Below are 14,020 nucleotides of genomic sequence, written 5' to 3' on the forward strand. Positions count from 1 at the left end.
TCGAGATCGCTAAATTTCCTGCTAGGATTGAGAAGTAAACATTAAGTTAATCATCGTTGACTGTTGAGAAATCAACCGCTCTAGGACTTTGATTCTCCTCATAGAAGGTGTATTGTTTGTCAACTTTAACGGCTAAAAATTTGACATGACATGAAAATTAGTCAATTTTTGCTTTTTTTTAGTTAAATTCTGCTGGTATATAAAAATGACAAGATCAGGCAAAGCAATCTTTTCAGGGACAGAAATCGAAGGATCAGGTATTCTAGGTTTTCTGAGCTCCTTCGACATCAACTTACTGTCAACCATCTAGGCAAAAGCAAACAAGAGGATTGTGGTTCGTGCTATACCTTGCAGAAGTCAAAAAGCAAACAAGAGGATTTATTGGTAGCTCTCGGACAGAACTTAAGCTTTTAGCTTGTCAACACAACGATCAAACCTGGAGTTCTGTCCCTGGAGAGGAAATTATTGCCATTGAAGAATTGGATCTGGTGGGAGAAGGGGCCCTATTGATGCTCAATTTGGGCAATAATCGTCAAATTCAAGGGGAACCTGAACGGGCCGGGCCGGAGTTGGTTCGTCAACTACAAAAGTTGTCTCGTCTCTCAGAAAAATTAAAAGAGCAGCAAGAAGAAATTGAACAATGGAAACAATCTCTGACCTATCAAAGTCAGGAGTTGACTCGCCGAGAAATGGAAATGGAGACGCGCCTAGAACAGTTGGAGGAGGTGGAAAAGGAACTCTCTCAAATTGAAAGCCGTCGTCAAGAAGCGGAATCGGCTTGGGACAGAGTGCAAGAAACTCAAGAACAATTGCAAGATTTTCAACGTCGTTTTGGGGCGGTGCTTGATCTTCCTCGACAAGAAGCGGAAAAAATTCAACAATTAATTAGTCGTTTAGCAGACAGTTCTTATGGGGTAGAATCCCTGAATCAACCCTTAACGGCGGCGTTAACTGCGATTGAGAGTCAACAGGAAATTTTGAGTCGTTTTTGGCAGCAACTTGATAGTCTTAAAGTACAATTCCAACAAAAACAACAGCAAGTTCAACAGCAGGGAGATCTACTAAGAAGTCGCTTTCAAGCTCTAGAAGAAACTCGCGCCTCCCTAGAAGGGGCGAAAATTCAGTGGCAAGTTCAGCAAAATATCCTCAGCAATAAACAAGAACGATTAAACAAAATTAATTGGGATTTACAAACAACTCAAGCTTTACAAGATACCCTAGAACGTCTAGCATCGGGGGCGGGCGATGTCTTCTCCGAGTCGAAAGTGGATGTGGTGGCTTTGGAAGATATGCCCTTAGGACAGTTAGAAACTATTGTTAATAATCTACAGGCAGATTTAGATAAGTTGGTGCGTTTTGTCAACGACCAAGAAGAAGAATTAACCTTTCAATGTCAAACTGTTCAAGAATTACAGGATAAACTCGCACAAGCGAGTGACTTTGAACGCATTGATTTTGAACCGGAATTCGCCGAAGAACTAGAAAGAAAGCAATTTTTAGACGAAACCCTTGTGGGTCAACGGCGTAATCTCAAAGAAAGACAAGAGGTACTGTTACAACATTTACGGGTGTTACGTCGCCGTCAGGGGGTTATGGACTTTAATGGAGGTTCGACCACCATTAATTTAGAACCTGTTTTCACTCAGTTGGAAGAACTGGCCAATAATACGGAACAAGAACGTCAAACATTGGAAACCGAAATTGAGCATTTACAAAACAGTGTGCAACAAATTCAGGACATGATTAAGCAACTGGATACAGAACAAGCTCAAAAAACGCAAAAACTCCATATGGAAGAAGCCAACTGGCAACAAGCTCAAACACAAGTCGCTCAACTTCAAACTCGTCTCAGTCTTTACGAAGAAGCCTTACAACCCCTACAAAATCAACTTGATGAAACAAGACATCAATTAGGGATCTTAGAACAATGGCTTAATCCTTCTTAGGGTTCACTTATCTTAATCTTAATGCTTAATTTAGAATTTAGTTTCCAGACATTAGGGACAATTGTAGGATAGGAATGTCAAGCCAATTGGTATATTAAATGACAGACAATAAACCTAAAATATAAATATAGACGTAGTGAGACGAGATGCCCTGTGGTTTCTTCAATTGAGAAAATAACTTCACCTTTAGCCGAAACTCCCCAACGCCATACCGGTGCGTTTGCCTTGATCGATAGCTTAGTTCGTCATGGTGTTAAGCACATTTTTGGCTATCCAGGGGGAGCGATCCTACCCATTTATGATGAATTATACCGGGCTGAGGCCAGGGGAGAGATTCAGCATTTCCTGGTCAGACATGAACAGGGGGCGGCCCATGCTGCTGATGGTTACGCCCGCGCCACGGGTAAAGTGGGGGTCTGTTTTGGCACCTCTGGGCCGGGGGCAACGAATTTAGTGACGGGCATTGCCACCGCCCATCTTGATTCAATTCCTATGGTCATTGTTACCGGTCAAGTGGGACGGGCCTCCATTGGTAGTGATGCCTTCCAGGAAACGGATATTTTTGGCATTACTTTACCCTTGGTCAAACATTCCTATGTGGTACGCAACGCGGAAGATATGGCCAGAATTGTGGCTGAGGCTTTCCATATTGCCAGTACTGGACGGCCAGGGCCCGTTTTAATTGATGTGCCAAAAGATGTGGGCCTCGAAGAATGTGACTATATTCCGGTCGAACCTGGCCAAGTGAGGCTGCCAGGCTATCGTCCCACGGTCAAAGGCAACCCCCGTCAAATTAATGCGGCCTTACACTTAATCGAAGAGTGTGAACGTCCTTTATTGTATGTGGGAGGGGGCGCGATCGCCGCTAATGCCTATGCTCAAGTGCAGGAAGTGGCCGAACGCTTTCAACTTCCCGTTACGACAACCTTAATGGGCCTTGGGGCCTTTGATGAACATCACTCCCTATCCGTTGGAATGTTGGGAATGCACGGAACGGCTTATGCTAACTTTGCCGTGAGTGAATGTGACTTATTAATTGCGGTTGGGGCCAGATTTGATGACCGGGTTACGGGGAAATTAGATGAATTTGCTTCCCACGCCAAAGTCATTCATATTGATATTGACCCGGCTGAGGTGGGCAAAAATCGGGTTCCTGATGTTCCGATTGTGGGAGATGTTCGTCAGGTATTAGAACAGTTATTACAACGGGCCCGAGAAATTGATCTTCCCTTGGCTACGGAAAAAACCCAACCTTGGTTAAACCGGATCAACCGTTGGCGCGAAGAATACCCCCTGACGGCTCCTCATTATGAGGGTATGATTTCTCCCCAAGAAGTTGTGGTAGAAGTGGGCCGTCAAGCTCCCCATGCTTACTATACGACCGATGTGGGACAACATCAGATGTGGGCAGCCCAATTCTTGAAGAATGGCCCCCGTCGTTGGATTTCTAGCGGTGGTTTAGGCACAATGGGTTATGGAATGCCTGCTGCTATGGGGGCAAAGGTGGCGTTACCTGAAGAAGAAGTCATCTGTATTAGTGGGGATGCCAGTTTTCAGATGAATCTCCAGGAATTAGCTACTTTGGCCCAATATGGAATCAATGCCAAGACGATTATTCTGAATAATGGTTGGCAAGGAATGGTTCGTCAATGGCAAGAAGCGTTTTACGGAGAGCGTTATTCTTCTTCTAATATGCAAACGGGAATGCCCGATTTTGAGTTATTGGCCAAAGCCTTTGGGGTCAAAGGAATTACCATTACAGAACATTCCCAACTCTCAGCAGGAATTGCTGAAATGTTAGCTCATGACGGGCCGGTGTTGGTTGATGTTCATGTCAAACGGGATGAAAATTGTTATCCAATGGTTGCTCCTGGAAAAAACAACGCTCAAATGATCGGTTTACCAGAACGGAAAACCAAGGTGTCAGCCCTGGAACTGATTTATTGTAGTCATTGTGGGGCTGAAAATCCGACAACCAATAAGTTTTGTCCGGAATGCGGTACTAAGCTTTAAGTTTGATTTTTTTCCCATCTCCTGCGCCCTTTCTCATCACAAGAAAGGGCTTTTTGGTTTGTAGTAAGCCCTTTAGGGCAACTAAGTTTATTGAGAGTCGGTCTTTGGAGTATTTTCAGTCAAACTTATCCCAGAAGATAGGGCTTGATTTTGTAGGGAGGCAGATTTTAGCAAAGTACCCAGGCCTTTTTCATAATTAGAGGCGATCGCTAAAAAAGACCCTGCTAAGACATAAATGGGTAAGGGCAAAATAAACCCCTTGATCCATTGATAAAGCTGCACGAAGACAAATAACACAAAAACGGCACTGATCCACACTCGCATGGGGAAGCCCTCTCACCAACGACGATTAAATTATAGCAAATCGTCTAAAATAGCTAAGGTTTCTTGACAAAAAAATCGTGAGAAAAAACAAATTTTCCTCACGGTTTTTAGACGAGTTCAAGTTGAGAACTAAACTTGAGCCGGAATTTTCTCAGATGCAATTAACTTTTCATAGGTTTCTCTCATTTTGAGTCCGACCAAAACTTGGAATAAACCAGTTCCATTCTCAGAACCTGGATAATCTTTATGGTGAAGTAATAGTTCGGTCATCTCACCGTAATATTTAGTTCCAGTTTTGCTCAGATGACTTTCGATATAGATCATTTCTTCAAGATTAGCGAATTGACCATCAACTTCTAAAATAGAGACTTCATTTCCCATGAAATTGTCAGGTCCGTAGTACATCTTAATACCAGGATAGGTACAAGTTAACTTACGACCACAGGGCCGCCAGTCAATGGTAGACCCTTCATCAAAGAGATAAGCGGGTTCAAAGTTAAGAACCCCTTCTTTTTGAACTAAACGAACCCGTAATAACTTGCTTTCACGATCTTCGAGCAATTGAGTGGGTAATACCTGAATTACCACATCAGCGTGTTGTTTTTGAGGTTCAATGTAGGCGGTAAAATCAGGTTTTCTGGCATTAATAGAGGCTAACACATCTTCATAGGTGTGGCCTCTTTCTGCCATATCCCGTTGAATTTTCCAGTTAATTTTGACTTCATCGCTGATGTCAAGATAGACACTGAAATCAGCTAAGCCACGAACCCGTTCATCAAACAAAGGATGTAACCCTTCAATGACCACAACTTTATTGGGTTCGATGCGTTCAGGAGGATCAAGTTCTCCTGTTTCATGATTATAAATGGGTTTATCAATGGCTTGACCTGATTTAAGAGCTTTAATTTGCTCATACATCAGATCAAAATTATTCGCTTGAGGATTCAAAGCAGTGACCCCTGCTTCTTTTCTTCCCTTACGATCTAAACTATGATAGTCATCGAGACAGATGACCGTCATAAACTCTTCACCAAATAAATCGGTTAAACGACGTAAAAAAGTTGATTTACCGCAACCGGAGTCTCCGGCAACTGCAATAAGAACCACGCGATCTGGCTGAGTGGTCATAGCTTCCCTCTAAATGCAAAACTGAAATTGTTAACCCGGTTTCGTTACCATATCATTAAAGTCTCCCACAAAGGGAGCATTAATCGTGAGCTTGCAGAGGATTCTGTCTGTGATCAAAGTGTCTTTTTTGTAGGAAAAGACGAATGAGCCGGGCAGAAACCTTTAGGCTGACAAGATCCTAGCAAGATCCAGATTAAGTATTTAATACTAAATACTGACAATGGATTTTACCAGAATGATATTCCCCTTCACAAGACTTTATACCAAAGTTGTTTAATTATCCTTGTTTTAATAGTACAGGCTTGTGGTCACAACTGTTTTTTGATTAGCTGAGAAAATTAAGAGAGATTTTTCCGAAAAAAATCTAAAACTGACGCAAGGCTAACAGATTTTTCCCTGAAAATTCGTTAGGCTCAATTCACATCCTGGTCTGAGTTATACTTTCTCTCCCTCTCTGATGACTGTGTATTGAAGATTACCACCCGATGGTAGGCTAAATAAGGCGGTCATTATATTTAATGAGAGTTAGGAGATATATAAATCATGTACAGTCCAGGCGTAGCGACAACTTCCGGCAATACAACAGCCTATGGAAACCGTTTGTTTGTCTATGAAGTGGTGGGGTTAAGTCAGAGTACGGATAACGACAGTCTCGATTATCCAATTCGCCGCAGTGGGAGTGTGTTGATCACAGTACCCTATCAGCGGATGAATCAAGAAATGCGTCGCATTACGCGCATGGGAGGTCGAATTGTCAGTATTAAGCCCCTAGAGGCTGATACACCGTTAAAAGTCGCCCCCACTCGTCAAAGTCAAGTTGAAGTCGCTCAACCACCGCAAAGCAACCCAACAGAAGAAAAACGTAAACCTATGACTCAAACAAAGGTAGAAGTTCCTGTCAATATTTACCGTCCCAAAGATCCCTATATTGGTAAATGTTTAGACAATTATCCCTTGGTGGCCGAGGGAGGAAGTGGAATTGTTCAACATTTAACCTTTGACCTTTCCCAAGGGGATTTACACTATTTGGAAGGACAAAGTATCGGCATTGTTCCCCCTGGAACCGATGAAAATGGCAAACCTCATAAATTGAGACTGTACTCTATCGCTTCGACCCGTCATGGGGATAATGGAGATGATAAGACGGTTTCTTTGTGTGTTCGTCAACTGGAATATCAACATCCTGAGACTAAAGAAACGGTTTACGGGGTTTGTTCTACCTATCTCTGTCATCTAGAAGTTGGGGCAGATGTGGCCATTACTGGGCCAGTGGGTAAAGAGATGTTACTCCCTGAAGATGAAGATGCCAATATCGTCATGCTGGCAACTGGAACTGGAATTGCGCCTTTCCGTGCTTTCCTGTGGCGGATGTTCTTTGAACAGCATGAAGGTTACAAGTTCAAAGGGAAAGCTTGGTTAATTTTTGGTGTTCCTTATACTGCTAATATTCTCTACAAAGAAAAGTTAGAGAAGATTCAAAGTGATTATCCTGATAACTTTGAGTTAACCTATGCTATCAGTCGGGAACAAAACAATGCTGAAGGTGGCCGGATGTATATTCAACATCGGGTAGCTGAACAGGCTGAAAAGTTATGGAATTTGCTACAAAATCCCAAAACTCACCTCTATATGTGTGGATTAAAAGGCATGGAAGGCGGTATTGAAGAAGGATTAAGTCCTTATGCCTCCCAAAATGGGGTTGAATGGTCTGACTTTGTTAAAAAACTGAAAAAAGAGCATCGTTGGCACGTTGAAGTTTACTAAACAGCTAACAGCTAATTCATAATGACAAAAATCCTAGGGTGAGCAGTGCTTACCCTATTATTTTTTGACCAAATTTTCTTTTTGTTAAAGAATTTTTTCTAACCCATAAACCAATGATTGTAATTGAGTAACTTTACGAATTGATAACAGCACACCCGCCATATAACAAGAGCGATCGCTGGTATCATGACGTAAAGTATAAATTTCTCCTTGGGCCCCAAAAATCACTTCTTGATGGGCAATTAATCCTGGTAAACGCACACTATGAATCCTAATATTATCTGCGACTAAACCCCCTCTCGCACCCGTTATAGTTTCTGTTTCTTCGACGGAAGGAGGATTATAGGTTTTTCCTAACCCGGATAACATTTGAGCGGTTTTTATTGCAGTGCCACTGGGAGCATCTGCTTTTTGATTATGATGGAGTTCAATAATTTCTACATGGTCGAAGTATTGGGATGCTTGTACGGCTGCTTGTTGCAACAAAACCATCCCAATAGAGAAATTAGGCACCACTAAACATCCGGTACTGGCTTTTTCAGCAAATTCTGCTAACTCTTGTAATTGCTTGTTGCTTAAACCTGTTGTTCCCACCACCGGACGCACCCCATAAGCGATCGCACTTCTGACATTTTCATAAACACCGTCAGGATGGGTAAAATCTACCATAACACCCTGTACCTTTTCTTGGGTAGCGATGACTAAAATACTTTGGAGATCATCGAGAATGGGAATCTCTAAGGGGCCACATCCAGCAATTTCTCCCACATCTTGGCCCCGATAGTTGGGGTTACGATCTACTGCCCCCACTAAGATCATATCTTCTGCTTGAGAGACGGCTTTAATGACTTCACGGCCCATTTTACCACCGGCCCCATTAACAACCACCGGAATTGGAGATTCAACTGTCATCTGTTTACTTAATCCTGATAATACGCCCAGAGTTAATTCTATCAATAAAAGCTATCATAGAAGTGAAAGATAATGAGCCAATCTATGATGATTATGCGGGAGGTTGGCAATGGAATTAATAATTGAACGAGTTGTTGCTAGTTGCCTAGTTGTAGTCGGCTTTTCCTATGGGATACAAAATAAGGTTTGGAGAGATTTGGTAAAAGAACTCCTCAAACAACCAACCTGGATAATGTTGTGGTCAATTTTGTTCTTGCCTTTAGGTTTAATTGTGATTATGGGACACAATCTTTGGGTAACTAATTGGCCGGTGATTATTACTATTTTAGGTTGGTTAGTTACTTTAAAATGTGTTCTTTATTTACTGTTTCCCCAATGGGCTAATTTTGTCCTAACATGGTCTGATCAATTCTTAGAAAGCTATATTAGGGTAAGTGGAATTGTCCTTACTCTAATTGGCTGTGTTCTTACATTTTTAACCATTTTAACACTGTAGAGACGTTGCAGAAAACGTCTCTAACTTAAGGAAAGGTCAGGAAAGAAATGGAACCGGCCCGGCGGCAATAATTTCGGGAGGAACTTCCTTAAATTGTTTAAAATTTTCTTCAAAAAGATGGGCTAATTCTAGGGCTTGTTGTTGATAAGCTTCCGGTTCAGTCCAAGTATTTTCGGGGTCAAGAATTTTATTAGGAACCCCAATAATATGTTCAGGAATTAAAACTTTAAAAATGGGATGAGAATGATAGTTAACTGTCTTTAATTGCCCATTCAAAGCAGCAGCTACCATGGCCCGCGTATGCTTAATAGAAATACGATGTCCCACTCCATAAGGGCCTCCTGACCAACCCGTATTAATTAAGAAGACTTGCGTATCCTCATGTTGTTCTAAACGTTCTCCTAACATCTTGGCATAAACTAGGGGTGATAAGGGGAAGAAACATTGACCAAAACAAGCGGAAAAAGTCGCTTGAGGTGCATTAATATCCCGTTCAGTTCCTGCTAATTTACTGGTATATCCTGCTAGAAAATGATACATTGCCTGGTCTTTGGTTAACTTAGCAATGGGAGGCAAAACCCCAAAAGCATCTGCTGTTAAGAAAAAGATAGTTTTGGGATGACTACCCACTCCCCAAGTTGAACAATTAGGAATATAAAGTAAGGGATAAGCTGCCCTAGTATTTTCCGTTAAACGACCATCATCATAGTCAGGAATTTGAGTTTCTGGCTCAAAAATAACATTTTCTAGTAAGGTTCCAAAACGAATAGCTGCCCAAATTTGTGGTTCATTTTCTTGGGATAAACGAATGGTTTTAGCGTAACATCCGCCTTCAAAATTGAAAATTCCGTTAGTTGACCAACCATGTTCATCATCCCCAATTAAACTACAATCAGGATCGGCAGAGAGGGTAGTTTTTCCTGTACCAGATAGACCAAAAAATAGGGTAGTATGGGCGTGTTTATCAATATTAGCAGCGCAGTGCATGGGCAAAACATTGCGCTTTGTCATGAAATAATTCATCATTGAAAAGACGGATTTTTTGATTTCTCCTGCATAGCGAGAACCCCCAATAATGACTAATCTTTTTTGCAGATGAACCACGATAAAAGCCTCGCTATGAATACCATCTGTTTCGGGATTTCCCTGTAATCCTGGGACAGCAATTACGGTAAAATCCGCTTGATGATTACCTAATTCTTGGGGTGAAGGCCGGATAAATAATTGATGAGCAAAGAGGTTTTGTGAGGCTAATTCATTAATGATACGAACCCCACAACGATAATTATTATCTGCCCCAACATATCCGTCGAAAATGTAGAGATCTTTCCCTTGAAGATAAGCAATTACTTTGTGATAAAGTTGGCTAAATTTGTCTTCAGAAATCGGAACATTATGTTGATTCCAGTCAATTTCATCTTGACTACTTGACTCCCGAACAATAAACCGATCTTTGGGAGAACGTCCGGTGTATTTCCCCGTTTCAACCATTAAGGCCCCATTATCAGCAAGGGTTCCTTCTCCTCGCAGGATAGCGTGTTCAATTAATTGAGGAATGGGGAGATTTCGATAGATCCAACCTACATGATAAATTCCCAAATGTTCCAGACCATAGGTGGTATGAATTAATGCTTCCTCACTGTCATTTGTTCCTCGATAATTTTCGAGAGATTCTGATCCATAAGCAAGAGGATAAGACCCTAGTAGATTATGGGAAGAAAAACTGCTTCTTTGAGAACCCAGATTAACCATTCTAAAGACCTCCATAGTGAGTCAACCTCACCGTATTTTTAGATTATTAATTATCAGCTACAATTCATCATCAATCCATTAAGTATATTTTTTGTTATCCCAATTTTGGATAGAATAACTACTTAAACTATTCTCTAAAATCGATTACAAAACCCGTGTTAATCAAGAATTAATTGAAAACAATTTCTCTTACTTAAGCTTGATTAAGATTTTTAATAGCTCCTAATTCCCTAAACACGGATGGAATTTTTAGAGTGGCTATTTGATGATTATTTTTCTTATTATTAGCCTAGTTTATTATTTAAAAAAATAACTAAATTCTTTACAAAAATTAATAGAATTTTCGTTACTATGGGTACTTTTATTATAATTGTTTTCAAGGAATTATTGAATCAATTGACAGTTAATGTTAAGCTATTTCTAGGGATATCCCCCTCTGTGATTCTCAACGACGTTATCATTTATGTCATCTTTCCAAGTATTTGAACAAACAATTATTATTAATGCAAGTGCTACAATTGTTGAACGCTGTATTACCGATCTCGACTTAATGCACCTCTGGTTAAACCCTGTATTAAAATGTGAACCAATCAGAGAATGGAGTACAAAAATTGGGGGAAGAAGTCGTTTTATTATTAAAATTCCCCTCATTAATCCTACCCTAATTAGTAATGTGATTGAACGAGAACCAGGGTTAATCGTTTGGCAATTTACTGGTTTTTTTAAGGGACGTGATCGCTGGGAATGTCAACCTACATCACAAGGGACAAAATTAATCAATCGCTTTGAATTTGAAATTCCTAATCCCTTAATTAATTGGGGATTTAATCAATTTGCTGCTCCTTGGACAAAAAGCGATATGAAAGCACAATTAAAACGATTAAAACAGGTAGCTGAAGAACTTTATCAGGTAGAATGTTCCTAGTTATCTGAGCTTGAAAGATTCAGTAAAGGTTCAATAGTATTGAGTAAAACTTTAGGAAGAATTGGTTTTCCTAAATACGCATTTGCGCCTAATTTTTGTCCTTGTTGTCGATGACGTTGGCCAGTACGAGAAGTGGCCATAACGACAGGAATATTTGACCAATTTTCATCAGAGCGAATTTTTTCTAGTAATTCAAACCCATTAAGTCGAGGCATTTCAATATCAGAAATAATTAAATCTATTCTACCTTGATGAAGTTGCAGTTTTTCTAATGCTTCTTGTCCATCTCGACAAACAATCAAATTAAACCCTAATTGATCGAGAATTCTTTCTAATAAACGTCGGGTTGCTACTGAGTCTTCAGCGATTAAAATTGTCCGATAATTTTGGGTGATTTCTGGGGAATTAGTCGGTATTTTTAAGGATTTTTTTAGACGGGATGAAACCGTAAATGCTTGAGGTAAAATTACCGGAACAATTTCCCCACCACCTAAAATTGTACAACCGACTAAATAGCTAGGAATAGCAACAGTATCATCAAAAGGCTTAACAATTAATTGCTCCTCACTAATTAACGTATCTACCATCACCATTAAAGGACTGGTAGAACTTTCTAAAACAAGACCAATTTGAGATTGAATAGAGCATTCACAGGCTTGATAATCCGATAATAAATCAGATAAATTAATGACTGGAATTGATTGATTACGCCATTTTATCATGGGAGAATCTGTATCTAACCAAGAGAAATCAGATACAGGAATTGTTTCCAAAACACTAGAAGTTGGAATGGCTAAAAGACGATATTGCCACTGCACTAAAAATAAGGAAATAAAGCTTAAATTTAGGGGAATTCTTAAAGTAAAATTTGTTCCTTGTCCTGGATTATTTGTAACATCAATCGTTCCTCTCAGTCTCTGAATCTTATTGCGAACAATATCTAAACCAACCCCTCGGCCTGACAACTCACTAACTGTTTCTACTGTGGAAAAATTAGCTTGAAAAATGAACTTTAGGATAGTTTTTTGCTCTAGTTGATCGAAGGTTATTTTCGAGGAAATTAATCCTTTATTTTTGGCCCTCTGATAAACTTTATAAACATCAATTCCTTGGCCATCATCACTCAAATTTATTTCCAATTGATGATTATTTATACTAGCTTTGAGAATGATTTTAGCTGTTTCTGATTTATAGTTAGCTAATCGTTCTGATGGAGATTCTATGCCATGATCAAAGGCATTATTAATTAAATGAGTTAAGGGGGTTTGTAACTGTTCTAATAAAACTTGATCAATTAAAATATTTTCGCCTTGAATTGATAAATCAACTAATTTACCATATCGACGATTAAGGGATTGAATTTGAGGAATAAATCGTTTAGCCATCAGTCCAAAGGGAACCATTCTCGATTCTGTCACATTGCTATAGAGGGCATCAACATTAGTGTCAACAGTATCTAAATTATCCGAAAAATCTTGATTAATCAAATTCAAATCAGCATAATTTTCTTGGAATTGCAACATTAATTCTTGAAAACTTTGTAAGCTACTATGAATTTCTGTATAATTATCTAATTCTAATGAATCAAAAGTTTGATTTGAGTTTGATGAAGTAGAAACATTGGTAATCGCTAATTGATTATAAAAAGTTTGTACTTGTTCTTGAATAGGTTCAAGTTGACGAGAAATTTGTCTAATTTTTCGCGTTACTTGAGTTAACTGTTGTTGCCGAAGACGTAGTCTTTCTCTGGTTACTAATAATTCTTCAACTTGATTTGTCATTGTCTCTAATTTTTCTAGAGGAATCCGTAATTGAGAAAAAGAAATTGACGCTTCTTCAATGACATTTATCGGGGTATTTTGCGACAATTTTATTTCATCCTGAAAACTTAATTCTTCTGATTTTACAATTATTTTTGGTTTTACTAAAACATCATCTATTTCCTGATTAAAGTCAGATAATAAGGATATATTATCATTTTCTAAAGGGATTTCATCAAGGGGAAAAACGACTGGAAATAAATTATGATAATCCATTCGCAATTCAATAATTATCTGTTTAACAATTTCTAAGATGTAAAGGCAGGAAACTTTGTCTAAAATGTTTTCTAATGGTTCAATTTTTTCTAAAAGCCAAGGAAGCTCTAAGGTTTCTCCTAAGAGCAAACATTCATTATAGAAATTAATTAAACTCTCCTGAATTTCTTCTGGTGAATTTTGAGAAGATAATTGCTCAATTCGAGAAAAGCAAGCCTCTAAATCCTGTTCTAAAGCTAATTTTAGAAAAGAACTTTTATCAACAATTTTTTGAAGGTCTTCTGTCCCATTATTGTGACCAGGTAAAGCCAAAAAATCCCTTAAGCTTTCTAAGAGTTGAGGATCAGTAAAAACTTCTTGAACAGTGCGAGCTTTATTTAATAAAAGTGCGATTTCGTTGACTACCCATTCTAACAGCAACCAGCCTTCTTTATGATGAGAATTTACTTTTTCTTTAAGCACTTCAAGTAGATCTTCTAACTGATGAGCTAACTCCCTTAAACTGGATAATTGAGATATACCCGCACCCCCTTTTAATGAATGAGCGGCTCTTAATAGCTGGTTAAAGTCAGCATTTTTATAGCCTTTTTTTATCTCTTCTTCTAAAAGTTGTAAATATTCAGAAGACTCCTCATCTAAAAAGCACTGACGGGCTTCTTGAGTCATAGCAGCAAGAGTAATTTCGTCTAACTCAAAATTCATATTTTCACCTATTTTAATGCCA

The 14,020-nt window shown here is 39.2% G+C and carries 10 protein-coding genes; 5 read left to right on the forward strand and 5 right to left on the reverse strand.

Going from position 1 to position 14,020, the window contains the following annotated elements; genetic code table 11:
- The first annotated feature begins 338 nt into the window (after positions 1–338).
- Together hmpF and ilvB are read left to right on the forward strand one after the other, a co-directional pair.
- Positions 339–1,946, forward strand: a complete 1,608-nt coding sequence (hmpF, locus tag VB715_RS02840) for a pilus motility taxis protein HmpF (protein WP_323299670.1) — start codon at positions 339–341, stop codon at positions 1,944–1,946.
- A gap of 153 nt (positions 1,947–2,099) precedes the next feature.
- Complete coding sequence (ilvB, locus tag VB715_RS02845; protein WP_323299671.1) at positions 2,100–3,959, forward strand: biosynthetic-type acetolactate synthase large subunit; 1,860 nt, start codon at positions 2,100–2,102, stop codon at positions 3,957–3,959.
- Positions 3,960–4,046: 87 nt separating this feature from the next.
- Here ilvB and VB715_RS02850 read toward each other — a convergent pair whose 3' ends face one another.
- Both VB715_RS02850 and VB715_RS02855 read right to left on the reverse strand, forming a co-directional pair.
- Positions 4,047–4,283: a hypothetical protein gene (locus VB715_RS02850; protein WP_323299672.1), complete on the reverse strand. Its 237-nt coding sequence runs from the start codon at positions 4,281–4,283 to the stop codon at positions 4,047–4,049.
- A 129-nt stretch (positions 4,284–4,412) separates the two neighbouring features.
- Positions 4,413–5,411: a phosphoribulokinase gene (locus VB715_RS02855; protein ID WP_323299673.1), complete on the reverse strand. Its 999-nt coding sequence runs from the start codon at positions 5,409–5,411 to the stop codon at positions 4,413–4,415.
- Between the two features lie 543 nt (positions 5,412–5,954).
- Between VB715_RS02855 and petH the strand changes: the two genes are divergently transcribed.
- Complete coding sequence (gene petH / locus VB715_RS02860) at positions 5,955–7,175, forward strand: ferredoxin--NADP reductase (RefSeq protein WP_323299674.1); 1,221 nt, start codon at positions 5,955–5,957, stop codon at positions 7,173–7,175.
- A gap of 84 nt (positions 7,176–7,259) precedes the next feature.
- On the opposite strand, the gene dapB is transcribed toward petH, so the two are convergent.
- Complete coding sequence (gene dapB / locus VB715_RS02865; protein ID WP_323299675.1) at positions 7,260–8,087, reverse strand: 4-hydroxy-tetrahydrodipicolinate reductase; 828 nt, start codon at positions 8,085–8,087, stop codon at positions 7,260–7,262.
- Between the two features lie 109 nt (positions 8,088–8,196).
- Between dapB and VB715_RS02870 the strand changes: the two genes are divergently transcribed.
- A complete protein-coding gene (locus tag VB715_RS02870) occupies positions 8,197–8,583 on the forward strand; it encodes a hypothetical protein (protein WP_323299676.1) in 387 nt (128 codons plus the stop codon).
- Positions 8,584–8,619: 36 nt separating this feature from the next.
- Here VB715_RS02870 and pckA read toward each other — a convergent pair whose 3' ends face one another.
- A complete protein-coding gene (gene pckA / locus VB715_RS02875; RefSeq protein ID WP_323299677.1) occupies positions 8,620–10,335 on the reverse strand; it encodes a phosphoenolpyruvate carboxykinase (ATP) in 1,716 nt (571 codons plus the stop codon).
- Positions 10,336–10,798: 463 nt separating this feature from the next.
- Here pckA and VB715_RS02880 point away from each other — a divergent pair, with 463 nt between their 5' ends.
- Positions 10,799–11,260 carry an SRPBCC family protein gene (locus VB715_RS02880; protein ID WP_323299678.1) on the forward strand — a complete coding sequence of 154 codons (462 nt, stop codon included), beginning with the start codon at positions 10,799–10,801 and terminating at the stop codon, positions 11,258–11,260.
- On the opposite strand, the gene VB715_RS02885 is transcribed toward VB715_RS02880, so the two are convergent.
- Entirely contained in the window at positions 11,257–13,998 is a 2,742-nt protein-coding gene (locus tag VB715_RS02885) for a hybrid sensor histidine kinase/response regulator (protein ID WP_323299679.1), read from the reverse strand. The genes VB715_RS02880 and VB715_RS02885 overlap by 4 nt on opposite strands.
- Positions 13,999–14,020: the final 22 nt, after the last annotated feature.

The sequence above is a fragment of the Crocosphaera sp. UHCC 0190 genome (assembly GCF_034932065.1).
GTDB lineage: Bacteria > Cyanobacteriota > Cyanobacteriia > Cyanobacteriales > Microcystaceae > UHCC-0190.

Bases quoted from the DNA above. Each gene is read 5' to 3' on its own strand.
- VB715_RS02850 (WP_323299672.1), bottom strand. From the start codon at position 4,283: ATGCGAGTGTGGATCAGTGCCGTTTTTGTGTTATTTGTCTTCGTGCAG.
- VB715_RS02855 (WP_323299673.1), bottom strand. From the start codon at position 5,411: ATGACCACTCAGCCAGATCGCGTGGTTCTTATTGCAGTTGCCGGAGAC.
- petH (WP_323299674.1), top strand. From the start codon at position 5,955: ATGTACAGTCCAGGCGTAGCGACAACTTCCGGCAATACAACAGCCTAT.
- dapB (WP_323299675.1), bottom strand. From the start codon at position 8,087: ATGACAGTTGAATCTCCAATTCCGGTGGTTGTTAATGGGGCCGGTGGT.
- VB715_RS02870 (WP_323299676.1), top strand. From the start codon at position 8,197: ATGGAATTAATAATTGAACGAGTTGTTGCTAGTTGCCTAGTTGTAGTC.
- pckA (WP_323299677.1), bottom strand. From the start codon at position 10,335: ATGGTTAATCTGGGTTCTCAAAGAAGCAGTTTTTCTTCCCATAATCTA.
- VB715_RS02880 (WP_323299678.1), top strand. From the start codon at position 10,799: ATGTCATCTTTCCAAGTATTTGAACAAACAATTATTATTAATGCAAGT.
- VB715_RS02885 (WP_323299679.1), bottom strand. From the start codon at position 13,998: ATGAATTTTGAGTTAGACGAAATTACTCTTGCTGCTATGACTCAAGAA.